Here is a 24,956-nt window from a genome sequence, read left to right as displayed (position 1 = left end):
CAGTTGAATGATGTTTATCGTCCGCCAGGTTGCCTTGAAGGCAGACGGCAGCGAGATTGTCCGCCAGACCGAGGTCGAAGGCGGCGAGATCTTCATCGGTCGCAACGCCAGCAACGGCGTCCACCTGCCCGATCTGGCGGTGAACCCGGTACACGCGCGCATGGAACGGCGCGGCGGCGATCTGTTGGTCACCGCCCAGTCGCAGCAGCCGTTCGATGTCGATGGCCGTAGCGTCGAAAGTGCGACAATCGATATCGCGCGCGGCGCGGAGTTGCGCTTTGGCGGCCACATCATCGCGGTAGGCGTGGAAGGCGATGCGATCACGCTCACCATCCGCAGGGTCGAGGCGGTATCGGACAGCGCCGAGGACAAGGACGAGAGCGCGATCTATTCGCTCAAGGGGCTGCTGCCGGGCAAAAGGATGAGCGCCTGGGGCTTCGCGCTGCTGATCCTGATCGCCTGCCTTGCCTGGCCGATCTACACCTGGTCGAGCTACAAGGACCTGGCGTACAAGGAAAAGGTATCGCGCCCCGATGGCTTCCACGCCGACGGCCTGTGGTCATCGGGCAAGCTCAGCCTCGCGCACAAGACGCTCAAGGACGACTGCCAGTCGTGCCATGTCGATGCCTTTGTGTCCGTCCGAGACAATGCCTGCATGACCTGCCACGAAAAGGACGCAGGGCCGCATGCGCCGATGACGCGGCAGCTCACCGCGCGCGGCGACCCCACCGGATTTGCCGCCTTCACCCGATTCGTTGCGGCCAGTTTCAACAAACCTGCAGGACGCTGTGTCGAATGTCACACCGAGCATGAGGGGGCAGGTGCTATGCAGCCCACTCAGCAGCGATTCTGTGCTGAATGCCACGACGGGATGGACACGCGCTTGACCAACACCAAGCTCGATAACGCCGCCGATTTCGGCACCGCGCATCCGCAGTTCCAGCCTGCGGTGCTGTTGCGTCCGCTCGTCGGCGACGATGCCAAGGCGCCGCGCAAGCGCATCTCGCTCGACCGCAAGCCGCGCGAGAACAACGGCCTGAAATTCCCGCACGACATGCACCTGAACAAGACCGGCGGCGTTGCCCAGATGGGGCGGCGACTGGCGGGCAAATATGGCTTTGGCGATGCACTCGAATGCTCCGATTGCCATGAGGCGGACAAGAACAATGTCGGCTTTGTAGCCGTGGACATGGAGAAGAGCTGTGCGATGTGCCACAGCCTGGCCTTCGACAAGATCGGCAACACCTTCCGCACGCTGCGCCATGGCCAGCCCGAGCAGGTCAAGGCCGATCTGCGCGCCTTCTATCGTTCGACTGCGCCGACCCGGCCGATCAACCTCGGCAGCCTGGCGCGCCAGCGGCCAGGCGTCGTCAATTCCAGGCGCACCGCCGCCGATTATGCGCGGGCGGTCAACTTCCGCGGTGGCCGTGCCGATCAGGCGATCCGCCAGGTCTTCAGCCGCGGCGGCGCGTGCTATGACTGCCATGTCGTGGTGCCGCCGTCCTCTTCGGGCGGGATGGACTACCGGATCGCACCGGTCGCGCAGACCAGCCGCTATCTCAACAAGGGCTGGTTCACGCACGATGCGCACGACAAGGAAGAGTGCACCAGCTGCCACCTTGCCGAAAAATCGAGCCAGGCGTCGGACCTGCTGCTGCCGGGGATCAAGGATTGCCGCACCTGCCACGTGGGTGAAACCGGCGAGTCGCTGATCAAGGTCAAGAAACCTGTCGAATCCACCTGTGCAATGTGCCACGATTACCACGCCGACAAGGGGGCCCCATGGCTGCTTCGCGAGCAAGACAAGAAGAAAAAGCGGCCAGAGATCACGGCGGCACTGGCGCATCCCGCAGCGGTCAGCGCCCGTCTCCGACAATCGCGCATGATGCCCAATTAACCCAGGCCCGAGGACCTTCACGCCGAATGCTGATTGCCCAGATCACCGATATCCATCTGGGCTTCGATCCGGACAATCCTGCCGAGTTCAATCGCAAGCGGCTGGATCAGGTCATCGGGATGCTGTGCGATCTCGATCCGCAGCCCGACATGCTGCTGGCCACCGGCGATCTGATCGACCGCGGCGACGAGGACAGCTATCGCAGGCTCAAGAACGCGCTCTCGGTCTGCCCGTTTCCGGTGCACATGTGCCTGGGCAACCATGACCAGCGCGACACCTTCGCCGCGCAGTTCCCCGATGTGCCGATGGTTGACGGCTTCGTGCAATATGAGGTCGAGGCCGGCCCGATCCGCCTGCTGGTGCTCGATACGCTTGAAGAAGGGCGCCATGGCGGTGCCTATTGCGAGGTGCGCGCAGGCTGGCTGCGCGATCGGCTCGCCGAACAGACCGACCGCCCGACACTGATCGTCCAGCACCACCCGCCGATCGAGGTGGGGATCGAATGGATGAACACCCATCCCGAAGAGCCCTGGGTAGAGCGGCTGCGCAGCTGCTTTGCGGGGCACTCCAACATCATCGGCATGGTGTGCGGCCATGTCCACCGCGCGATCGTCAGCAGCTGGAGCGGCTTTCCGGTCGCGATCTGCCCGTCGAGCGCGCCGCAGGTGGCGCTCGAGCTGGCCCCGATCGACCCCGACACGCCCGATGGCCGCAACATGATCATCGCCGACCCGCCCGCCTTTGCGCTGCACTGGTGGAACGGGCGCGAGCTGATCACGCATTACGAGACTGCCGACGATCATGTGATGCTCGCGCGCTATGACGAGAAGATGCAGCCGCTGGTGCGCAGCCTGCTGGCTGAGCGCCCGGTCTAGTCGCACGCGGCTGGTCGCCTGCCGCTGGCATTTCACTATCGGACATGCCAACACGCTCCATCGGCATGGGGCGCGCAAGGCTTGCGTCTGCCCCTTGCGACCAAACCCGCGCGGCCCGGATCGGCTGCGGCGCGGCCAGGAACAAAGGGAACGACATGGTGAAGACAGTTCTGCTGATGGCAGTATCGGCACTTGCAATGGGTGTGGCAGCTCCCGCGATGGCGCAGCAGGCGGCGCCCGCTTCGGCGGACGCGCAGGCCAAGCTTATCTATCAGGATTGGACCGGGCCGTACGAAGGCGTTCCGCCCTGGGACAAGGTCAGCACCGAAGCGTTTCCGATGGCGATCCAGGCGGCGATGGACGAGTTGAAGGCCGAGTTCGAAGCAATTGCGACCGACAGCGCCGAGCCCAGCTTCCAGAACACCAACCTCGCACTCGAGATGACCGGCGAAAAGATGGACCGGGTGTTCGCGATGTGGGGCGTCTATACCAGCAACCTCGCCGACAAGCAGGTCCGCGCGATGCAGGCCGAATGGGCGCCCAAGATCAGCAAGTTCTACAACCAGCTGACGCTCGACCCGCGTATCCTGGGGCGTATCAAGTCGGTCTATGATCGCCGCGAAACGCTGGGCCTCAACGCCCAGCAGAAGCGGCTGGTCGAGCGCGATTATGACGGTCTGGTGCGTGGTGGCGCGCTGCTCGACGATGCCGCCAAGGCCCAGCTGATCACGGTCAACGGCCAGCTTGCCGGACTCTATTCCACCTTCAACGAAAAGCTGCAGGCGGATGAGGAAAAGTACCTCGTGGTCACCGATCAGGCCGAGCTTGCCGGGCTGCCCGACAGTTTCGTCGCCTCGCTCAAGTCCGCGGCGCAAGAGCGCAAGGTCGATGGCTGGGTGCTGGTCAACACCCGCTCGGTGATGCAGCCGGTGCTCGAGAACGCCACCAACCGTGCGCTGCGCGAGAAGGTGTACCGCTCCTACGTCATGCGCGGTGACAACAACGACGCCAACGATACCAACGCGACGATCGCGCAGATCCTCAAGCTGCGCCAGCAGCGCGCCGAATTGCTCGGCTTCAAGACGCACGCGCATCTGCGGATGGACGATACCATGGCCAAGGATCCGGCGCGCGCGATGGACCTGATGATGAAGGTCTGGCCCGCTGCGGTCGCCCGGGTGAAGCAGGAGGTCGCCGACATGCAGGCGGTGGCTGATGCCGAAGGCGCCGGCCTCAAGATCGAGCCCTGGGACTATCGCTTCTACTCGGAGAAGGTCCGCAAGGCGAAGTACGATCTCGACCAGAACGAGATCAAGCCCTACTTCCAGCTGACCAAGATGATCCAGGGCATGTTCGATGCCGCGGGCAAATTGTATGATCTGGAGTTCAAGGAAAACACCGGCGAGGTTCCGGTATTCCACCCCGATGTCACCACCTATGTGGTCACCAACAAGCTGACCGGTGAAAATGTCGGGCTGTTCTACATGGATGCCTATGCCCGTACCGGCAAGCGTTCGGGTGCCTGGGCGACATCGTACCGCGCGCAGCAGCGGCTGGGCGGGGACCGCAACGTGCTCGCATCGAACAACAACAACTTCGTCAAGCCGGCGTCGGGCGAGCCTGCGCTGATCAGCCTCGACGATGCATCGACGCTGTTCCACGAATTCGGACATGCGCTGCATTCGCTGCTCACCGACATCGAATATCCGGGCCTGCGGGGCACCCCGCGTGATTTCGTAGAGTATCCCAGCCAGGTCAACGAGAACTGGCTGCTGACGCCGTATATCCTCGAGAACTATGCCACGCACTACAAGACCGGCAAGGCGATCCCGGCCGAACTGGTCAAGAAGATCAACGCCAGCGAGACCTTCAACCAGGGCTTTTCCACGGTCGAGTATCTGGCATCGGCGATCGTCGACATGAAGCTGCACTTCCGCACCGATCCGGTCGCCGATCCGCGCGCGTTCGAAAAGGCGACGCTGGACGAAATCGGCATGCCGTCGGAACTGGTGATGCGGCACCGCCTGCCGCAGTTCGGCCACCTGTTCTCGTCGGACAGCTATTCGGCAGGCTATTACAGCTATCTGTGGTCCGAGACGATGGATGCCGATACCTGGGCGGCGTTCGAGGAATCGGGCGATGTGTGGAACCGCAAGATCGCGGACCGCTTCCGCAAGACCCTGCTGTCGACCGGCAACGAGACCGAGCGGGTCGAGGCGTATCGTGCCTTCCGTGGCCGTGATCCGGACGTCAACGCGCTGCTCAAGCGGCGCGGTTTCCCGGTCACCACCGCTGCGGCATCTGCCCCCGTGGCGGCGGATCGCAACTGACCTTGCGCTGAAGCGAGGGGTCCGGCGCCGAGCGGCATGCCGGACCCCTTGCAGCGCACCTGTGCAGCAACTGGCTTGCCGCTGCGCGGACGCGGGCCTATCTACCCCGACATGACCACCACAGCCACCACCCTCGACCTGATCGGCAACACCCCGCTCGTCCGTCTTGCCGGCCCCAGCGAGGCCGCAGGCTGCGACATTTTCGGCAAATGCGAATATGCCAATCCCGGCGCTTCGGTAAAGGACCGCGCCGCGCTGTACATCGTGCGCGATGCAGAAGAGCGCGGAACATTGCTGCCCGGCGGCACGATCGTCGAAGGGACGGCGGGCAACACCGGCATCGGCATTGCGCTGGTGGCCAACGCCAAGGGCTATAAGACGATCATCGTCATGCCCGAGACCCAGTCCAAGGAAAAGATGGACACCTTGCGCGCTTTGGGAGCCGAGCTGGTTCTGGTGCCGGCCGCGCCCTATTCCAACCCCGGCCATTTCGTCCACACCTCGCGCCGTCTGGCCGAGGAAACGCCGGGCGCGGTGTGGGCGCAGCAGTTCGACAATATCGCCAACCGCCGCGCGCATATCGAGGGAACGGCAGAAGAAATCTGGGCGCAGATGGAAGGTCGCATCGACGGTTTCACCTGCGCGGCGGGCACCGGCGGCACGATCGCGGGCGTCGGCATGGGGCTCAAGGCCAAGGACGAGAAGGTGACCATCGCGCTCACCGATCCGCACGGCGCGGCGCTGTTCAATTACTACGCCAACGGCGAGCTCAAGGCCGAAGGTTCTTCGGTCGCAGAAGGCATCGGCCAGGGCCGCATCACTGGCAACCTTGAAGATGCGCCGATCGACACCCAGTTCCGCATTTCGGACGAGGTTGGGCTGTACTGGGTGCAGCGGCTGCTTAAGGAAGAGGGGCTGTGCCTGGGGCTGTCGTCGGGGATCAATGTCGCAGGCGCGGTGGAACTTGGGCGGACGCTCGGGCCCGGATCGCGTGTCGTCACGATCCTGTGCGACACCGGCTTTCGCTATCTGTCGACGCTGTATAATCCCGAGTGGCTGCGCGCCAAGGAATTGCCGGTCTTCCCCTGGCTCGCGGATTGACCTATATTGCCCCGCATGGTCGCTGAAAAAGCCCGCAACATTGCACGTACCCCGGGGGGCAACCCCATCATGCACCGCCTGCAGATCGGCATTGCCGGAATCTTCGCGGTGCTGGTGATGGTCGCGCTCGCCGACATGCTGCTCCAGCGTGCAGGCGGCGAGGTTGCCGTCGAGGATGTCGCCGCGACCCCGCCGGGCACGCTTGAATCGGCCGCACCGCCCGTGGTGCAGGCGCCCGCCGCCAGCGAACCCTTGGTCGATCTGGGCGTGGTCCCCGATCTGCCCGCAGAGGGCGCGCAGCACAGCGTCGGCGGCCAGACCCCGGTGGTCGGCGAATTGCAGCCCAATCCCCAGTCCGGCACCGCGCCCGCACCCCAGCCGTGATCGCTCGCGCGCTCGCTGCATCCGCAGTGCTTGCGGTTGCGAGCGGCTGTTCGGCAGCCCCGGGCGGCGATGCCGACAATCCGCGCACCGCCGAACGAACGGCGGCGCTCGTTCCCGATGCGCCCAGGATGCGGGTCGTGCTGATGAGCAGCCTGCCGCTTGTCCATGGCGATGGCGTCGACATGCAGGCCATGCTCGCCGGGCAGAGCAGGCCGCACCCGCTGCACGATGCCCTCAAATCCGCGCACGATCTGGTGGTCGCCGATGCGCTGGACGACCAGACGCTGGAAAAGGCGGACCTCGTCGTGCTGGTGCAGCCGCGCGCCCTGCCGCCCGAAGCGCTGGTGGCGCTCGATGGCTATGTCCGCGGGGGTGGCAGGCTGTTGCTGTTTGCCGATCCGCTGCTGGAATGGCCCGGTGGCCAGGGCCTTGCCGATCCGCTGGGGCCGCAGCGCACCAGCCTGATCTCGCCGCTGCTCAGACACTGGGGGCTTGGCCTCGTCGACCCCGAAACCGAATCGGTTCGGTTGCAGCCCTCTGGGGCCGTTCTGGTGCATCCGGGGATTTTTGAGGTTTTGCCGGGGAAAATTGGGGACGCCGCCTGCCGCATCGATGCGCAGGGTCATGTCGCGCGGTGCCGGCCGGGCGAGGGGCGGGCGATACTGGTTGCCGATGCCGACCTGCTCGATCCTCGCATGATCAGCAATTCTGCCGAGTCGGGAGTTTTCAACCGTCGCTTCGTTGCCGGGCTGATCAGCGAGGTGTTGGCCAAGGACACGTCATGACAAGCCGGTCTGCGGTACCTTCGGCTCGTCCCGAAATTGAAGTATTGCCCCGCAATATGCCGCGCTAACCCCAAAAAAACCCTTTCATCCCCAAATCGCCCCTGTTATGGATATCCTTAATCGGGGTTCAAACCATTTGTCATGTCTGACCGGCCTGCAGCGCTCGTGCGCGGTGGGGGGAGGCGGCTTTACCCAGTTCCGGCTCGCCGGGCGGGGTCATGCATGTCGGACAGGCAGAACAAGACCCCCGAAACGGTCAGGGAAGACGCAACGGCGCGGCACAAGGGGTTCGATTAACAAGTGGCGGAAATCAGTGCCTTTCTCGGTTCTGCACTGACGACCATCGACCCCAAGGGCCGGATGGCCATTCCGGCCAACTTTCGAAACCCCCTGATCTACGGCAGCAAGGGCGAGAGCGTCGCCGTGCTCAGCTTCAACGCCGAAGGCCAGTGCCTGCAGGGCTGCGGCACCGCCCGCCTCGATTCGCTGCTCGCCCAGATGCAGCACCGCGAACAGCTCGCCAGCGAACAGGGCGAGGAGTTTCGCACCGAACTGTTCGGCGGACCGCGTTTCAACACCACTTTCCGGATCACCTTCGATGGAAGCGGCCGCCTGATCCTGCCCAAGTTGCTCGTCGCGATGGCGCGGATCGACAAGCACGTCTTCTTCAGCGGCAACGGCACTGATTTCAGCATCTGGGGTGTCGAGCATCTGCTGGCGATGGATGACCCCCGCCTGGCCTCGCAGCAGTATATCGCAAGGTTCATGATGGACGAGCTGGGGGGCAAGGCCTGATGGCGCGCCGTGAAACCCCGTCGGTCGAGACCAATGATACTCCGCACGTCCCCGTGCTGCTCGCCGAGGTGCTCGAAGGCCTCGCGATTGCGCCGGGCGAAGTGCATGTCGATGCGACCTTCGGCGCGGGCGGATACAGCCGTGCCATGCTGGCCGCTGGCGCGACCGTCCATGGTCTTGACCGCGATCCCGATGCGGTCCCAGCAGGCGAGGCGCTGATTGCCGAAAGCGATGGCAAATTCGCGTTCCATGCGGCGCGCTTCTCGCAGCTCGCACAGGTGCTGCGCGCCGCAGGGGTGACCCAGGTCGATGGCATCGTGTTCGATATCGGCGTGTCGTCGATGCAGCTCGATCAGGCAGGCCGCGGCTTTTCGTTCCAGTCGGATGGCCCGCTCGACATGCGCATGGGGCAGGATGGCCTGAGCGCTGCCGATTTCGTCAACACCGCCGACGAGGCGGACATCGCCGACATCCTCTATCTGTATGGCGAGGAACGCCAGTCGCGCCGCATCGCCCGCGCGATCGTGGCTGCGCGTCCGCTCGAGCGCACGCTCGAACTGGCCGCGGTCGTCCGCAAGGCGCTGGGCTATCGGCCCGGCGCGCCCAAGGATCCTGCGACCCGCACCTTCCAGGCGATCCGTATCCACGTGAACGGCGAGCTTGACGAGCTGCGCGAGGGGCTTGTCGCTGCCGAGGCGATGCTTGCGCCGGGCGGACGTCTTGCCGTGGTCAGCTTCCACAGCCTCGAAGACCGCATCGTCAAGCGCTTCCTGAAGCTGCGCAGCGGCAGCGAGGGCGCCGGCTCGCGTCACCTTCCCGATCTGTCCGGCCAGCGCCGGGCCCCCAGTTTCGAAAAACCCGCCAGGCCGACCCGGGCGGGCGAGGCCGAATGCGCGCGTAACCCCCGCGCGCGTTCGGCCACCTTGCGGGTCGCGGTGCGCAGCGAGGCTCCGGCCTGGGGCGCGCACGATGATGCGGAAAGGCGTGCGGCATGATCCTGGCAGTCAAGCGCCTCAAGACCATCGGCTGGATCGCGCTGATCTTCATCGTCGCGATCGCGCTGTATCCGCTGTCGCTGAGCGTCGCGACGCTGCGCAGCGACCTGACCCGCACCGAGCGCGAGATTCTGCGCACGCGCGCCGAGCTGCGCTATCTGGAAACCGAGTTCGCCACCCGCGCCAGCCTCAGCCAGCTGGCGATGTGGAACGACCTGGAATACGGCTACGAGGCGCCCAGCGCCGCGCAGTATCTGGACGGCGAGCGCGAGCTGGCCAATCTGGGCGACGAGATGCGCGAGCTCGACAAGCCGGTGCGCGTGGCGGCGATGACGATCAAGCCGCAGGCAGAGCCCGCCGCGATCAAGCCGGCACAGCTTGCCGCCGCCACCGTCAAGACGCCCGAGCCGCTGTCGGTCTCGGCGAGCGTCGCGATCATCAGCCCGGCGCGCGCGGCGACCGCAGCGACAACATCGCCCAAGGCCGCGCTTGGCGAGCCAGGCAAGGCCGAGAGCCGGACCCAGGGCCGCCGCCTGCTCGATGACAGGCTGCTCGACCGGATCAACAAGCAGGCGGATGCCGAACTCAAGAAGACGGGGGGCCAATGACCGCGCTCGCATCCGGCAGCCACAGGGTTCGTCTGGCCAGCAAGCGGCAGCACATGACGCTGACCGCGCAGGTGCGGCTGGTCGCGGTGCTCGCCCTGTTCGGTATCGGCGTCGGTGCGATCCTGCTGCGGCTGACCTTTATCGGCGTCTTCGGCGAACAGGCGCAGGCCGCCACGCGCTCTGCCCTGGTCGATCCGGGCCGGGGCGATATCGTCGACCGCAACGGCGTACCGCTCGCGCGCACGATCGATGGCTATGCCGTCCGTGTGGTGCCCGAACGGCTGATCGGCGACCGCAAGGTGCTGGCGGGCAAGCTGGCGCAGATCTTCCCCGATACCAGCGAGCAGCGCTTCCTCGATCTGCTCAGCCGCAACAAGCCGACCTATCTGCGTCACCGCGCGGTGCCCGAAGAGGTCAACCGCGTCCACGCGCTGGGCGAGGTCGGGATCGAGTTTCCGCGCGAGAAGGAACGCTTCTATCCGCAGCTGCAGCTGGCAGCGCACGTGCTGGGCTATGTCCACCCCGATGGCCATGGCGTCTCCGGCATGGAGCGCGCGCTGGATGCCGAGCTGATCGATCCCAAGAAGCGGCTGACGCCTTCGGCGCTGTCTGTCGATATCCGGGTGCAGGCCGCGCTCGAGGACGAGCTTGGCCGCGCGATGAAATCCTATGATGCCAAGGCGGCCGCTGGCGTCGTGCTCGACGTGGAGACCGGCGAGGTGATGGCGATGACCTCGCTGCCCAGCTTCAACCCCAACCAGTTCGACGCCAACAGCGCGGCGTTCGAGGCCAATCAGGTCACCTATCGCTTCTTCGAGCTGGGATCGACCTTCAAGCCGCTCACCGTCGCCGCTGCGATCGATGCGGGCACGGTGACCAACCTGTCGCGCCGCTACGATGCCAGCCGCCCGCTCAAGGTCGCAGGCTTCCAGATCCGCGATTCGCACTCGTCGGGCCGCTGGCTCAACGTGCCCGAAACACTGGTGCACAGCTCGAACATCGTCACCGCGCAGATCGCCGACGAGCTGGGCCCCGAGCGGCTGCAGGCAGTGATGCGCAAGCTGCACTTCGACCGGCCCGCACAGATCAACCTGCGCGAAACCGTCAAGCCATTGTGGCCCGCAAGCTGGGGTCGGCTGACCAACATGACCGTCAGCTATGGCCATGGCATCGCGGTGAGCCCGCTGCACCTGGCCAGCGCTTATGCCGCAATGGTCAATGGTGGGGTCTATCGGCCCGCAACGCTGATGAAGCTGAAACCAAGCGACGTGCCGCGCGGCGAGCGGGTGTTCAAGGCATCGACCAGCGCGCGGATGAACCAGCTGCTGCGCATGATCGTGCGCGATGGCACCGGTCGCAAGGCCGAGGCTCCCGGCTTTCGCGTCGGCGGCAAGACAGGCTCCGCTGAAAAACCGGGTGCTGGCGGCTACAACCGCAGTTCGGTGGTCGCGACCTTCGCGGCCGTCTTCCCGATGGATGCGCCGCGCTTCGTGGTGCTGATCATGATCGACGAGCCCGCGGGCAACTCGGCCTCCTCGTTCCAGCGCACCGCCGGCTGGACGGCAGCGCCGGTGGTGGCGCGGCTGGTCCCGCGGATCGGCCCGATGCTCGGGATCATCCCCGATGACCGGCGCGATGTCGATGTCTCCGAACTGATGCCGCTGCTGTGGAAGGCGCCGGTCAGGGCCGGGGCAAAGGGCGGGGCGGACGATCCGGCATAGGCAATTATACAATGCGGTGCGCAGCAGGGGTCTTGCATCTGCGCGGGGCAGACATAGAGGAGGCAGGAATTTACAGGGTCGAACAAAGGGCACGGAAATGAATTTGGGTGAACTGGCTCCCGGCCTGTCGGATCAGGATGCCGCGCAGACAGTCACCGGATTTGCCATCGATCACCGCAAGGTTGCCCCGGGCACCGTGTTCGGCGCCTTTGCCGGTGCGCGCTTCAACGGTGAGGATTTCATCGCCGATGCGGTCGCCGCCGGCGCCATTGCCATCGTCGCCGCGCCCGATGCGATCGTCAATGGCGCAGTCCACATCGCCGACGCTGAACCCCGCCGCGCCTTCGCGCAAATCGCCGCGCGCTTCTTCACCCCCGTTCCCGCGCACGTCGCCGCCGTCACCGGCACCAACGGCAAGACCTCGACCGCCGAGATGACCCGCCAGCTGTGGCGGATGGCAGGGCACAACGCCGCATCGATCGGCACTCTGGGGGTGACCACTTCGGTCGACCAGACGTCCACCGGGCTCACCACCCCCGATATCGTCACCTTTCTGGGCAACATGTCCGGCCTCGCGCGCGAGGGCGTGACGCATGCGATCTTCGAGGCATCAAGCCACGGCCTGTCGCAATACCGCACCGAAGGCCTGCCGGTGCAGGTCGGCGCCTTCACCAATCTCAGCCGCGATCACCTCGATTATCATGGCACGATGGAGGCCTATTTCGAGGCCAAGATGCGACTGATCGATGAGGTCGTGGCCGACAATGGCAGCTTTGTCGTCTGGGCAGACGACGAATGGTCGGCACGCGTGATCGACCGGGCAAAGGCGCGCGGGCTCGACCTGTTCACCGTGGGCAGCGCGGGCGAGGGTATCCGCCTTGTCAGCCGCACCCCGACCCAGCTTGGCCAGCTCCTCGTGCTTTTGCATGGGGGCCAAGAACTGAAGGTCAACTTGCCGCTGATCGGCGCCTATCAGGCTGCCAATGCTCTGGTCTCGGCAGGCATCGTCATCGCCGCCGGTGGCGACCCCAGGCAGGTGTTCGATCATATGGGCCGGTTGCAGCCGGTGCGCGGCCGACTCGAGCGCGCGGTAATCACCCGCGCGGGCGCTCCGGTCTATGTCGATTATGCCCACACCCCAGACGGCCTGCAAGCCGCGATCGAGGCGCTGCGTCCGCATGTCAGCGGCCGGCTGATCACATTGTTCGGCGCAGGCGGAGACCGCGACACCGGCAAGCGCCCGCAAATGGGCAAGGTGGCCAGCGATCTTTCCGATGTGGTGATCGTCACCGACGACAATCCCCGCTCCGAAGACCCCGCCGCGATCCGCGCAGCAATCATGGCCGCAGCGTCCGGCGCCACCGAAATCGGCGGGCGCCGCGAGGCGATTGCCGCAGCGGTGGCGATGGCGGGCGCCAACGATATCGTGCTGCTCGCGGGCAAGGGCCACGAGCAGGGCCAGATCGTGGGAGACCGCGTGCTTCCATTCGACGATGTTCAGGTTGCGCGGGAGTGCGCGGCATGATGAGCCTCTGGACCTTATCCGAAATCGCAGCGGCGACCGGCGGCACGGCATCTGCCGACTTTGCCGTCACCGGCGTGGCGTTCGACTCGCGCGAGATCGTGCCGGGTGACCTGTTCATCGCGATGCGCGGCGAGGCAACCGACGGGCACAAGTTCATCGACCGCGCGGTGGCGGCTGGCGCTGCTGGCGTGATTACCGAGCAGCCGATCGACCATCCCCATGTGCTGGTGGCCGATAGCGCCGCCGCGCTCACCGCTTTGGGCCGCGCCGCGCGTGACCGCAGCCAGGCCATGATCATCGGCGTCACCGGCTCTGCGGGCAAGACCGGCACCAAGGAGGCGCTGTTCCACGCGCTCGATCGGATGGCGCCGGGCAGCGCGCATCGCTCGGTCAAGAGTTACAACAACCATGTCGGCGTCCCGTTGAGCCTCGCCCGGATGCCGCGCGGCGCGCGCTTCGGCGTGTTCGAGATGGGGATGAACCATGCAGGCGAGCTCGCCGAGCTGACCCGGATCGTCCGCCCGCACATCGCGATCATCACCACCATCGCGCCTGCACACATCGGCAATTTCGCCAATGGCGAGGAAGGCATCGCCGATGCCAAGGCCGAGATCTTCCAGGGGCTGGAGCCGGGCGGCACCGCCATCCTGCCGCACGACAACCGCCATTTCGCGCGCCTGCATGCTGCAGCCCGCGCCTGCACCGACACGATCATCCGCTTCGGCAGCCAGCCCGACAGCGAAGCGCGGCTGATCGACAGCATCGCCGCGATCGAAGGCGGATCGCTGGTTACCGCCCAGATCGGCGAGGCCCGGCTGTGCTTCCGCATCGCTGCCCCCGGCGAGCACTGGGTGATGAACGCGCTGGCAGTGATGGCCGCGATCGAGGCCGCAGGCGGCGACCTTGCCATCGCCGGCCTGGCGCTTGCCAACCTGCCGGGACTGGCAGGTCGCGGCGAACGGCTTACGATTGCGACCGCCGATGGCGGCGAGGCGCTGCTGATCGACGAGGCGTACAACGCCAATCCAGCATCGATGGCCGCCACGCTCGCGCAATTGGCCAAGGAGCCCGCGCCGCGCCGCATCGCGGTGCTCGGCGCGATGAAGGAGATGGGGGAAACCTCGGATCATTATCACGCCGCCCTCGCCGCGCCGGTGATCGCGGCCGATATCGCCTCGGTCATTCTGGTCGGCGATGAAATGGCACCCCTTGCCGATGCGCTCAGCAATTCGCTTGAGTGGCACGGAACAATCGCGCATGTGCCCGCCGCCGACGCGGCGCTTGCAGCGCTGCGGGCACAACTGGCCGATGGCGATGCCGTGCTCGTCAAGGGGTCCAATTCCGTGGGGTTATCTGCGCTGGTGCGCGCGCTGGCACAGCCGCCAGCAGGCGGCGCTTTGGCGCAGAAGGGGGTTTGATGCTGTATCTTCTCGCGCAATATCTGGATTTCGAGGGACCGCTGAACCTCATCCGCTATCTGAGCTTCCGCTCGGGGGCGGCAATCGTCACCGCGCTGCTGATCGGGCTGATCATCGGTCCGCGCTTCATCCTGATGCTGCGCATGCGCCAGGGCAAGGGCCAGCCGATCCGCACCGACGGGCCGCAGACCCACCTCGCCAAGCGCGGCACGCCGACCATGGGCGGGCTGATGATCCTCATTTCGCTCAGCATTTCGGTGTTGCTGTGGATGGACCTCAGCAACGTGTTCGTCTGGGCGTGCCTTGCCGTGACGCTGGGTTTCGGCCTGATCGGGTTTCTCGATGACTTCGACAAGGTCCGCAAGGCCAGCCACAAGGGCGTGTCTGGCCGAGTGCGGCTGCTGGGCGAATTCATCATCGCAGGCGTTGCCAGCTGGATTATCCTGCGTGAGACCGGAACGCTGCTCTACGTGCCGTTCATCAACTACCCGCCGTTCGACCTTGGCCTGTTCTATATCCCCTTTGCCGCGTTCACGATTGTCGCGTTCGGCAATGCGGTGAACCTCACCGACGGGCTGGACGGACTCGCGACCTTCCCGGTGATCATCGCCAGCCTCACCTTCCTGCTGATCGTCTACATGGTCGGCAACGCCAAGTTCGCCGCGTATCTGGGAATCCCGCACGTTCCGGGCGCGGGCGAACTGGCGATCTATTGCGGGTGCATCATCGGCGCGTGCCTTGCCTTCCTGTGGTTCAACGCTCCGCCCGCTGCCGTGTTCATGGGCGACACCGGATCGCTGGCACTGGGCGGCGCACTGGGCGCGATCGCGGTCGCATCGCACCACGAGATCGTGCTGGGCATCGTCGGCGGACTGTTCGTGGTCGAAGCCATGTCGGTGATCATCCAGGTGTTTTTCTTCAAGCGCACCGGCAAGCGCGTGTTCCGCATGGCCCCGATCCATCACCATTTCGAGCAATTGGGCTGGCCTGAATCGACCGTGGTGATCCGCTTCTGGATCATCGCTCTGGTGCTGGCGCTCGCCGGTCTTGCGACGTTGAAGATTCGTTGATCGTCTCTCCCGCCTTTGCCGCGAAACGCTATTGCATCCTCGGGCTGGCACGCTCGGGTCTGGCGACGCTCGATGCGCTGATGGCATCGGGCGCGCAGTGCACCGTGTGGGACAATCGCGAGGAAGCGCGCGAGACCGCGATCGCCAACCATCCCGATGTGGTGATCGGCGATCCGATGGAGATCGATCTGGCAGGGTTCGATGGCCTGATCGTCTCGCCCGGCGTGCCGCTGAACCGACACCCGGTGGCAGATCGTGCCCGCGCCGCCGATGTCCCGATCATCGGCGATATCGAGCTGTTCGCGCTTGCCCGTCCCAGCCTGCCGCCGCACCGCGTGGTCGGCATCACCGGGACCAACGGCAAGTCGACCACCACCGCGCTGATCCACCACATCCTGCGCGAGGCGGGGGTGCCGACGATCATGGGCGGCAATATCGGCCTGCCGATCCTGTCGCAGCCGGCGCTGTCGCCCAATGAAGCGGGCACCGGCGTCTACGTGCTCGAGCTGTCGAGCTATCAGATCGACCTGACCTTCAGCCTCGATTGCGATGTCGCGGTGCTGCTCAACATCACGCCGGATCATCTCGATCGCTACGACGGCTTTGCCGGCTATTGCGCCGCCAAGGCGCGGCTGTTCAGCATGCAGAGCAACGCCCATGTCGCGGTAATCGCCACCGATGACGAGCCGACGCGCGCGATCGCCGCCACGCTGGCAGCGCCGCTCGAGGTGCATGCGAGCGATATCCCGGCAGGTGATCAGGCCGCCTGGCCCAGCCTGAAGGGGCCGCACAACGCGCAGAACATTGCCGTCGCGCTGGGCGTGGCTCATGCGCTCGGGCTCGACGAGGCGCAGACGCGCCGCTCGCTCGCCACCTATTCCAGCCTGCCACACCGCATGGAGCGCGTCGCCGAGCATCGCGGCGTGGTGTATGTCAATGACAGCAAGGCTACCAACCCGGCCTCCACCGCGCCTGCGCTGGGCGCATTCGCACGGATCCACTGGATCGTCGGCGGGCTGCCCAAGGGTGACAGCCTCGATGAATGCGCCGAGCATTTCGGCCATGTCGTCCACGCCTACACCATCGGCGAGGCGGGTCCGGTGTTTGCCGATCAGCTCGAAAAGGTGATGCCGGTGACCCGCGCCGAAATGATGGCGAATGCCGTGCGCAGCGCGATGGACAATGCCAAGGCGGGTGACGTCGTTCTGCTTTCCCCGGCCTGCGCCTCGTTCGACCAGTTCCGCGATTTCGAAGCGCGTGGCGACTGCTTCCGCCAGATCGTCGACGCGTTGATCACCCAGGATGTCACCCAGCACAAGGATGTCGCGCAATGAGCGATCTGGCTGCAACCGCTCCCGCTGCCGCACAGGCAGGCCCGCGTGCCTACAAGCTGCCGCGCAATCTCAGCCGCCGCCTGGGCCGCAGCGACCGCTCGCAGCTGGCGATCTGGTTCTGGGAACTCGACCGCGTGCTGCTGGCGCTGATCATGATGCTGATCGCCATCGGGCTGATTGCGGTGCAGGCGGCATCGCCCGCCAGCGCGCGGCGGCTCTCGACCGCGACCGAAACGCTGAGCCCGCTCTATTTCTTCTATCGGCAATTGGGCTGGGTCATCGTCAGCCTGGGCTTCATGTTCGTGGTCTCAATGCTGCCCAAGCGCGAGGCGCGGCGGCTGGCGATCATCATGGCGTGCATCTGCTTCGTGCTGCTGATGCTGGTGCCGATCATGGGCAACACGGTCAACGGCGCCAAGCGCTGGATCGGTTACGGCATCGGCATCCAGCCCTCGGAATTCCTCAAGCCTGCCTATGCGGTGACCATGGGCTGGATCATCTCGCTGCGGGTCAAAGACCCCAGCCTGCCGGTGCTCAAGCTCTCGGCAGCGATCACTTTGTGCATCGCCATGCTGCTGATGCGCCAGCCGGATCTCGGCCAGACGATCATGTTCATCGGCATCTGGTTCACGCTGATGCTGCTGGCCGGGCTGCCGATGCAGGTGGTCGCTGGCGGCGTCGGGCTGGGCGCGGTCGGCATGACCGCCGCCTATTTCTTCTATCCGGTCGCCACCCAGCGCATCAACGGCTGGCTGTTCGGCGCGGGCGAATATGACCATGTCATGTTCGCGCACAAGACGCTCACCGGCGGCGGCCTCATCGGCACCGGCCCGGGGCTAGGCACGCACAAGTTCAACCTGCCCGAGGCGCACACCGACTATATCTTCTCCGTCATCGGCGAGGAATTCGGCCTGCTCGCCTGCGCGGCGATCGCGCTCGTCTATTTCGCGATCATCGCGCGCATCTGCATGCGGCTGCTCGAGGAACGCGACCTGTTCACCATCATGGCGGTGGCGGGCCTCACCGCGCAGCTGGGCGGCCAGGCGTTCATCAACATCGCGGTGAACCTGCAACTGTTCCCCTCCAAGGGCATGACGCTGCCGTTTATCAGCTATGGCGGATCGTCGATGATCGCGCTGGGCATCGGCGCGGGATTGCTGTTGTCGCTGACCCGGCGTAACCCGTTCGAAGACCGCACTTTGCTCGGTCAGGACTGGAGCCGAGGATGAATGTATCGCGCCATTATGTGCTGGCCGCAGGCGGCACCGGCGGACACCTGATCCCCGCCTTTGCGCTCGCGCGCGAGCTGCAGCAGCGCGGGCACCACATCGCGCTGGTGACCGATGAACGCGGCGCGAAAATTCCGGGGATCTTCGAAGGCGATCAGGTGCACATCCTGCCGCCGGGCCGGATCGCGGGCGGGCCTTTGGGCTGGCTCAAGGGCATGAAGGGCATCTGGGCGGGGCGCAATATGGCGCTCAACCTGTTCGAGACCTTCCAGCCGACCGCGGTCGTGGGCTTTGGCGGCTATCCTGCGCTGCCCACGTTGCTGGCGGCGCAGAAGGCCGGGATCCCCACGGTGATCCACGAGCAGAACGCGGTGCTGGGCCGGGTCAACCGCTTCATGGCGGGGCGGGTCAACGCGATCGCCACCGCCTACAAGCAGGTCGACCGGCTGAACCCCAAACATGCCGACCGCGTGCATGTCGTGGGCAATCCGGTGCGCGAAGAGGTGCTGGAACTGCGTGGGCAGAACTATCCGCCGCTGCTCGAGGACGGCGTGTTCCGCGTGCTCGTCACCGGCGGCAGCCAGGGCGCGCGCGTGCTCTCCGAAGTGGTGCCCGACGGCCTTGCGATGCTGCCGGTCAATCTGCGCCGCCGCCTGCAGGTCGTCCAGCAGTGCCGCGAAGAGGACATCGAAGGCGTTCGCGCCAAATATGCCGAGCATGGCATCCCTGCCGAACTCGCCACCTATATGAACGACCTGCCCGAGAAATTGGGCTGGTCGCACCTGTTCATCGGCCGCGCCGGCGCCTCGACGATTGCCGAACTGACTGCGGCGGGCAGGCCAGCAATCCTGGTGCCGCTGCCGATCGCCACCGACGACCACCAGACCGCCAATGCGCGCGAGATGGTCAAGGCCGGCGGTGCGCGCTCGATCCGGCAGGAGGCGTTCACGCCCAAGGAGCTGGCCAAGCAGATCCAGAAGATGGCGCTTGACCCGCACGCGCTCGAGAACGCCGCGCTGGCCGCGCACAAATGCGGCTATCCGCACGCGGTGCGTGATCTGGCCGATCTGGTGGAAAGTTTTGGCGGTGCGCCATTGGTCGATGTGATCCGGGTGGCGCCTGCCGCCAAGGGACACGCGATCGGCGGCGAAGCACTCGCACGCGATACGGAAAGAGCAGAAGCATGAAGGGCGTCGGAGTCGACATCGGGACCATCCATTTCATCGGCATCGGCGGCATCGGCATGTCCGGGATCGCCGAAGTGATGCACAATCTGGGCTACACGGTGCAGGGGTCCGACATCGCCGAGGGCTATGTCATCGAGGGCCTGCGCAAGCGCGGCATCAAGGTGATGATCGGCCACAAGGCGGAGAATCTGGGCGATGCGGCGGTGGTGGTCACCTCGACCGCGATCAAGCGCGGCAACCCCGAGGTCGATCTGGCGCTCGAGACCCGCGTCCCCGTGGTACGCCGCGCCGAGATGCTCGCCGAGCTGATGCGGCTGAAATCCACCGTCGCGGTGGCGGGCACGCACGGCAAGACCACGACCACCTCGATGATCGCTGCGATGCTCGATGCGGGCGGCATCGACCCTACCGTGATCAACGGCGGCATCATCAACAGCTACGGCTCGAATGCCCGCCTGGGTGCGAGCGAGTGGATGGTGGTCGAGGCTGACGAAAGCGATGGCAGCTTCCTCAGGCTCGACGGCACGATCGCGGTGGTCACCAACATCGATCCCGAACATCTCGACCATTATGGCAGCTTCGACGCGGTCAAGGATGCGTTCGTCGAGTTCGTCCAGAACGTGCCCTTCTATGGCGCGGCGATCCTGTGCCTCGATCACCCCGAGGTCCAGGCGATCCTGCCGCGGGTCAAGGACCGGCGGATCGTCACCTACGGGTTCAGCGCGCAGGCCGATATCCGCGGCGACAATGTCGTCTCGATCCCCGGCGGCAACCGCTTCGACGTCACCGTGCGCGAGCGCGATGGCTCGACCCGGCAGATCAGTGGCATCGAAATGCCGATGCCGGGCCGCCACAATGTTCAGAATGCGATCGCCGCGATCGCGGTCGGCTTGCAGATGGGCATGCAGGACAGCGACATCATCACCGGTTTTGCCCAGTTCGGCGGGGTCAAGCGGCGCTTCACCAATGTCGGGAATGTGGACGGCATCACCATTATCGACGATTACGGCCACCACCCGGTCGAAATTCGCGCGGTGCTGGCCGCCGCGCGTGAGGGCGTGCAGAACCGGATCATCGCGGTGGTCCAGCCGCACCGCTATTCGCGGCTGGGCGATCTGATGGACGAGTTCCAGCAGGCGTTCAACGATGCCGACATCGTCTATGTCGCGCCGGTCTATGCGGCGGGCGAGGACCCGGTCGAGGGCGTCAGCGCCGAAGCGCTGGCAAGCGGCCTCAAGGCACGCGGCCACCGCCAGGCCCGCACGATCAGTGGCCCCGAAGAGTTGGCCGATCTGCTGGCCGCCGAGGCGCAGGATGGCGACATGGTCATCTGCCTGGGCGCGGGCGACATCACCAAATGGGCGGCAGGGCTCGCCGACGCGATCAGTGCGCGGAGAGTGGCAGCATGAGCACGCCGTTCGACTGGATGATCGACATGCAAAAGCAGGTGATCGATGCCCAGCGCCAGCAGATGCAGGCGGGGCAGAAGGCGCTCGAGGCGTGGAAGAAGTCCGTGGATGGTGCCTCGGCGATGCGCGATGCCGCGAATGCGCAGCAGCGCGCGGTGAAGAGCTGGCTGTCGATCTGGGGCGTTAAATGACGGCAGCCGCCGCCTCGATAGAAACAATGCCGGCAGTGGCAGGCAGGCTGACGGCGCATGCGCCGCTGGCTCCATTGCTGTGGTTCAAGACCGGGGGCGCGGCCGACTGGCTGTTCGAACCGAAGGATGCCGATGATCTGGCCGAGTTTCTGGCAGCTCTCGACCCTTCCATCCCCGTGATGGCTTTGGGGCTGGGATCGAACCTGATCGTGCGCGACGGCGGTGTGTCCGGCGTCGTCGTGCGGCTGGGCAAGGCGTTTGCGCAAGTTCAGCGCACCGGCGACATGGTTCTGCGCTGCGGGGCAGGGGCCTCGGGCATCCTCGTCTCCTCCACCGCGCGTGATGGTGGCATCGGCGGGCTTGAATTCCTGCGCTCGATCCCCGGCACGGTTGGTGGTTTCGTGCGGATGAACGGCGGGGCCTATGGCCGCGAGGTCAAGGATATCCTCATCGACTGCGACGTGGTGCTGCGCGATGGCTCGCGGCGCACGCTGGCGCTCGCCGACCTGCATTACACCTATCGCCATTCCGAGCTTCCCGAAGGCGCGATCGTCATCGCTGCGACCTTCACCGGATCGCCCGCCGAGCCCGCCGCGATCCAGGCCGAGATGGACCGCATCGCCGCCTCGCGCGAGGCCAGCCAGCCGCTGCGCAGCAAGACAGGCGGATCGACCTTCAAGAACCCCGATGGCCACAAGGCTTGGGCTCTGGTCGACCAGGCGGGCTGTCGCGGCCTGATGATCGGCGGCGCGCAGGTGAGCGAGAAGCACACCAACTTCCTGATCAACACCGGCACCGCCACCAGCGCCGACATCGAGGCGCTGGGCGAGGAAGTGCGCTCCCGCGTGAAGGCGCAATCGGGCGTCGAGCTGGAATGGGAAATCCAGCGGATAGGGAGCCCCGTAGCATGACTCTACCCAAGCTCCATATCGCCGTGCTTATGGGCGGCTGGTCAGCCGAACGCGAGGTGTCGCTGATGAGCGGCGAGGGCGTCGCCAAGGCGCTGGAATCGCGCGGGCATACCGTGACCCGCGTCGACATGGATCGCAATGTCGCCGCGGTGCTCGCCGGCATTCGCCCCGATGTCGTGTTCAACGCGCTGCACGGTACACCGGGCGAGGATGGCAGCGTGCAGGGCATGCTCGATCTGATGCAGATCCCGTACACGCATTCGGGGCTGACCACTTCGGTAATAGCGATCGACAAGGTGCTGACCAAGCAGGCTTTGGTGCCGCATGGCATTCCGATGCCTGGCGGTCACATTGTGCGCTCCGAATGCCTGTATGCGGGCGACCCGCTGCCGCGGCCTTATGTGCTCAAGCCCGTCAACGAAGGCTCGTCGGTCGGTGTCGCCATCGTCAAGGCGGACAGCAATTATGGTGACCCGATTGCGCGCGATGCCGTGGGACCATGGCAGGAATTCGACGAGCTGCTCGCCGAACCTTTCATCAAGGGCCGCGAGCTGACCACTGCCGTGCTCGGCGACCGGGCATTGGGCGTCACCGAGCTGCAGACCAAGTCGGGCTTCTACGACTATGATGCCAAGTATACCGACGGCCTGACGCTGCACATCTGCCCTGCCGACATCCCCGAGGATATCGCGGCGCTGTGCATGGACCTGGCACTGCGCGCGCACAACATCCTGGGATGCAAGGGCGCATCGCGCTCGGACTTCCGCTGGGATGACGAGAAGGGTGTGGACGGGCTGTTCCTGCTCGAAGTCAACACACAGCCGGGTATGACACCGCTCAGCCTGGTTCCCGAACAGGCGGCGCATGTCGGCATAAGCTATGCCGATCTGGTTGAGATTATCGTGGAAAGCGCATTGGGGGGCACCCGGCATGACGACACGGATTAAACGCGGCACATCGGCCAAGCGCGGCGCAACCCGCGCCAAGCCGCGCACCGCGCAAAGATCGCGCACCAACGCCGCACTGGCGCGTCTGCCGTTCACCGAGGCGCAGCTGCAGAAGGCCGCCACTATCGGCGTGCTGGGGCTGCTGGCGCTGGCCGGGGTCATCACCGCGCAGTTCATGGGCCTGCCCGGCATGGTGCAGGAAGAGATGGCGCTGGCCGCCGGGCGCGCGGGCTTCGAGGTCAAGAAGGTCGAGGTGCGCAACGTCGACAAGATGAACGAGCTCAAGGTCTACGAGATCGTGCTGGCACAGAAGGACCGGTCGATGCCGCAGGTCGATCTGGAAGAGCTCCGCCGCGAACTCACCCGGTTCAGCTGGATCGCCGATGCCCGCATCTCGCGCCAGCTGCCCGATACGCTGATCGTCGACATCGTCGAGCGCGAACCGATGGCGGTGTGGGAGGATCGCGGCAAGGTGATGCTGGTCGATGCCGAAGGCGTCGCGCTCGAGCCAAGCCCCGGCCAGATCGATCCCAAGATGCTGCGGATCGTCGGCAAGCGCGCCAATGCGAAGATCGGCGACCTTACCGAACTGCTCGATGCAGCGCCCGCGCTGACCCCGCAGGTCAAGGAGGCCGAATGGGTCGGTAACCGCCGCTGGAACCTGACCTTCCACACGGGCGAGGTGCTGGCACTTCCCGAGGGCGAGGACCTGTCCGAAGCCGCGCTGATCAACTTTGCGCGGATGGATGGGGTCAACCGGCTGCTGGGCAAGGGCGTGACCTATTTCGATCTGCGCGATCCTGAACGCGCTTACTTGCGCAAACCCCGCAACCCCGCCAAACCCGAAGGCGATGCGATCGCATCGGCAGCGCAATGAGCGGCGGCAAGCCCCGCAAGGGCGGCGCAGCCGTCCCCCGGATCGAAAAGACCTTCGGCGCGCTCGACATCGGCTCGTCCAAGGTCTGCGCGATGATCGTCGGACGCACCGATGCGGGCGAGCTGCTGGTGCTGGGCACCGGGCAGAGGGCGAGCGACGGGGTCAAGCGCGGCTATATCACCGACATGCAGGCGACCGAGCTTGCGGTGCGCGAGGCGGTCGAGCAGGCCGAGCGGATCGCCGGGCTCAACATCGATCATGTCCATGTCAGCTGCACCTCGGGCGGGCTCACCAGCACGATCGCGCGGGTCGAGATCGATCTGGGCGGGGGCCGTATCGACGAGGATGACGTCGATCACCTGCTCGCCGCCGGGCGCGAAACGATCCAGCCGGGCGGGCGCATGGTGCTGCACGCGCAACCTGCGCTTTACACGCTCGACGGCGCGACCGGGGTCAAGAAGCCGATCGGGCTGCACGCCGAGCGGCTGGGCGTCGATATCCACGTGGTGTTCGCCGATGGGGCGCCGGTGCGCAACATCGACCAGACCGTGGCGGCGGCGTATCTCGGCGTCAGCGGCATCGTTGCCGCGCCGATCGCGGCGGGCACAGCGTGCCTGGGCGAGGAAGAGCGCGAGTTGGGCGTCGCATTGATCGAAATGGGCGCAGCGGTCACCAACATCTCGCTGTACGCCGGCGGCATGCTGGTCGGGCTGTTCACCATTCCCTTTGGCGGCGCGGACATCACCGATGCGATCGCGTCCGCCTTCGGGCTGCGCCGGGCCGAGGCCGAGCGGATCAAGTGCTTCCACGGCGCGGCTACGTCCTCGCCGCGCGACAACCACGACATGATCGACCTGCGCCTGCCCGAAGAGGACAGCAAGCTGGTGGGCGCAGGCGGGCGCGCGCCCGACGACAAGCATTCGATCAGCCGCGCGCAACTGGTTTCGGTCATCCGCCAGCCGCTGGATTATCTCATCGGAGAGATCACCAAGGGACTGAAGGAGCTGGGCTTTACCGGCGCGCAGGGGCAGCGGATCGTGCTCACCGGCGGGTGCGCGGAGCTGCGCGGGCTGGCCGATCACATGCAGGTGGCGCTGGGCCGCACGGTGCGGATCGGGCGGCCTTCGGGGCTGGCTGGTCTTCCGGACGCGCATGCGGGCCCTGCCTTTTCGACGCTGGCCGGGCTCGCGCTGTTCGCGGCTGACGAGCCGGTGGACATTCGCAGCATTGTGTCGAGCTATCAGCAGGTTCATCGCCATTCGGGTGCGGCGGTATTGCAGCGTCTGTGGCGGGCATTGGTCGGCAATTTCTGACGATGAGCGACCAATGGCGCAACGATACGCACGAAGTGGTGGAAAAACCCGATT

At 65.7% G+C, this 24,956-nt stretch carries 22 protein-coding genes; all 22 read left to right on the top strand.

Features of this window, described 5'->3' with window-relative positions; genetic code table 11:
• The first annotated feature begins 7 nt into the window (after window positions 1-7).
• The 22 genes from B5J99_RS02400 to ftsA all read left to right on the top strand — a co-directional run bounded on the left by B5J99_RS02400 (window position 8) and on the right by ftsA (window position 24,902).
• Entirely contained in the window at window positions 8-1,897 is a 1,890-nt protein-coding gene (locus B5J99_RS02400) for a cytochrome c3 family protein (RefSeq protein WP_117351354.1), read from the top strand.
• 26 nt (window positions 1,898-1,923) lie between these two features.
• Window positions 1,924-2,772, top strand: coding sequence for a phosphodiesterase (locus B5J99_RS02395; RefSeq protein ID WP_054134039.1), 849 nt, complete (start codon window positions 1,924-1,926; stop codon window positions 2,770-2,772).
• Window positions 2,773-2,927: 155 nt separating this feature from the next.
• Window positions 2,928-5,102 (top strand): M3 family metallopeptidase, encoded by a 2,175-nt coding sequence (locus B5J99_RS02390; protein ID WP_117353323.1) that lies wholly within the window; start codon window positions 2,928-2,930, stop codon window positions 5,100-5,102.
• A gap of 111 nt (window positions 5,103-5,213) precedes the next feature.
• Window positions 5,214-6,203 carry a cysteine synthase A gene (locus B5J99_RS02385; protein ID WP_117351353.1) on the top strand — a complete coding sequence of 330 codons (990 nt, stop codon included), beginning with the start codon at window positions 5,214-5,216 and terminating at the stop codon, window positions 6,201-6,203.
• Between the two features lie 69 nt (window positions 6,204-6,272).
• A complete protein-coding gene (locus tag B5J99_RS02380; RefSeq protein WP_156317958.1) occupies window positions 6,273-6,587 on the top strand; it encodes a hypothetical protein in 315 nt (104 codons plus the stop codon).
• Window positions 6,584-7,372, top strand: coding sequence for a Gldg family protein (locus tag B5J99_RS02375; RefSeq protein ID WP_117351352.1), 789 nt, complete (start codon window positions 6,584-6,586; stop codon window positions 7,370-7,372). The genes B5J99_RS02380 and B5J99_RS02375 overlap by 4 nt, the downstream gene beginning before the upstream one ends.
• A gap of 300 nt (window positions 7,373-7,672) precedes the next feature.
• Window positions 7,673-8,167, top strand: a complete 495-nt coding sequence (locus B5J99_RS02370) for a division/cell wall cluster transcriptional repressor MraZ (protein WP_054134043.1) — start codon at window positions 7,673-7,675, stop codon at window positions 8,165-8,167.
• Window positions 8,167-9,162: a 16S rRNA (cytosine(1402)-N(4))-methyltransferase RsmH gene (gene rsmH, locus B5J99_RS02365; RefSeq protein ID WP_117351351.1), complete on the top strand. Its 996-nt coding sequence runs from the start codon at window positions 8,167-8,169 to the stop codon at window positions 9,160-9,162. Before B5J99_RS02370 ends, rsmH begins: the two co-directional genes overlap by 1 nt.
• Window positions 9,159-9,770, top strand: a complete 612-nt coding sequence (locus tag B5J99_RS02360; RefSeq protein ID WP_069050700.1) for a hypothetical protein — start codon at window positions 9,159-9,161, stop codon at window positions 9,768-9,770. Before rsmH ends, B5J99_RS02360 begins: the two co-directional genes overlap by 4 nt.
• On the top strand, window positions 9,767-11,491 hold the full coding sequence (locus tag B5J99_RS02355) for a peptidoglycan D,D-transpeptidase FtsI family protein (RefSeq protein ID WP_117351350.1): 1,725 nt from the start codon (window positions 9,767-9,769) through the stop codon (window positions 11,489-11,491). Before B5J99_RS02360 ends, B5J99_RS02355 begins: the two co-directional genes overlap by 4 nt.
• 97 nt (window positions 11,492-11,588) lie before the next feature.
• Window positions 11,589-13,016, top strand: a complete 1,428-nt coding sequence (locus B5J99_RS02350; protein ID WP_117351349.1) for a UDP-N-acetylmuramoyl-L-alanyl-D-glutamate--2,6-diaminopimelate ligase — start codon at window positions 11,589-11,591, stop codon at window positions 13,014-13,016.
• Window positions 13,013-14,434: a UDP-N-acetylmuramoyl-tripeptide--D-alanyl-D-alanine ligase gene (locus B5J99_RS02345; RefSeq protein WP_117353322.1), complete on the top strand. Its 1,422-nt coding sequence runs from the start codon at window positions 13,013-13,015 to the stop codon at window positions 14,432-14,434. The genes B5J99_RS02350 and B5J99_RS02345 overlap by 4 nt, the downstream gene beginning before the upstream one ends.
• Entirely contained in the window at window positions 14,434-15,504 is a 1,071-nt protein-coding gene (mraY, locus tag B5J99_RS02340) for a phospho-N-acetylmuramoyl-pentapeptide-transferase (protein ID WP_054134048.1), read from the top strand. Before B5J99_RS02345 ends, mraY begins: the two co-directional genes overlap by 1 nt.
• Entirely contained in the window at window positions 15,501-16,838 is a 1,338-nt protein-coding gene (gene murD, locus B5J99_RS02335) for a UDP-N-acetylmuramoyl-L-alanine--D-glutamate ligase (protein ID WP_117351348.1), read from the top strand. Before mraY ends, murD begins: the two co-directional genes overlap by 4 nt.
• On the top strand, window positions 16,835-18,067 hold the full coding sequence (locus B5J99_RS02330) for an FtsW/RodA/SpoVE family cell cycle protein (RefSeq protein ID WP_171900224.1): 1,233 nt from the start codon (window positions 16,835-16,837) through the stop codon (window positions 18,065-18,067). Before murD ends, B5J99_RS02330 begins: the two co-directional genes overlap by 4 nt.
• Window positions 18,064-19,254, top strand: coding sequence for an undecaprenyldiphospho-muramoylpentapeptide beta-N-acetylglucosaminyltransferase (murG, locus tag B5J99_RS02325; RefSeq protein WP_054134050.1), 1,191 nt, complete (start codon window positions 18,064-18,066; stop codon window positions 19,252-19,254). The genes B5J99_RS02330 and murG overlap by 4 nt, the downstream gene beginning before the upstream one ends.
• Complete coding sequence (gene murC / locus B5J99_RS02320) at window positions 19,251-20,663, top strand: UDP-N-acetylmuramate--L-alanine ligase (RefSeq protein WP_117351347.1); 1,413 nt, start codon at window positions 19,251-19,253, stop codon at window positions 20,661-20,663. Before murG ends, murC begins: the two co-directional genes overlap by 4 nt.
• A complete protein-coding gene (locus B5J99_RS02315; protein ID WP_117351346.1) occupies window positions 20,660-20,854 on the top strand; it encodes a hypothetical protein in 195 nt (64 codons plus the stop codon). The genes murC and B5J99_RS02315 overlap by 4 nt, the downstream gene beginning before the upstream one ends.
• Window positions 20,851-21,765 carry a UDP-N-acetylmuramate dehydrogenase gene (gene murB, locus B5J99_RS02310; protein ID WP_211337867.1) on the top strand — a complete coding sequence of 305 codons (915 nt, stop codon included), beginning with the start codon at window positions 20,851-20,853 and terminating at the stop codon, window positions 21,763-21,765. The genes B5J99_RS02315 and murB overlap by 4 nt, the downstream gene beginning before the upstream one ends.
• Window positions 21,762-22,712, top strand: coding sequence for a D-alanine--D-alanine ligase (locus B5J99_RS02305; RefSeq protein WP_117351344.1), 951 nt, complete (start codon window positions 21,762-21,764; stop codon window positions 22,710-22,712). Before murB ends, B5J99_RS02305 begins: the two co-directional genes overlap by 4 nt.
• Window positions 22,696-23,589 carry a cell division protein FtsQ/DivIB gene (locus tag B5J99_RS02300; RefSeq protein WP_117351343.1) on the top strand — a complete coding sequence of 298 codons (894 nt, stop codon included), beginning with the start codon at window positions 22,696-22,698 and terminating at the stop codon, window positions 23,587-23,589. The genes B5J99_RS02305 and B5J99_RS02300 overlap by 17 nt, the downstream gene beginning before the upstream one ends.
• Window positions 23,586-24,902, top strand: a complete 1,317-nt coding sequence (gene ftsA / locus B5J99_RS02295; protein WP_211337866.1) for a cell division protein FtsA — start codon at window positions 23,586-23,588, stop codon at window positions 24,900-24,902. Before B5J99_RS02300 ends, ftsA begins: the two co-directional genes overlap by 4 nt.
• The last annotated feature ends 54 nt before the right edge of the window (window positions 24,903-24,956 follow it).

Origin of the sequence: Blastomonas fulva (genome assembly GCF_003431825.1) — a bacterium.
GTDB lineage: Bacteria > Pseudomonadota > Alphaproteobacteria > Sphingomonadales > Sphingomonadaceae > Blastomonas > Blastomonas fulva.
Note: the sequence above shows the minus strand (reverse complement) of the source record. Positions and strands in the feature narration are given on the sequence as shown.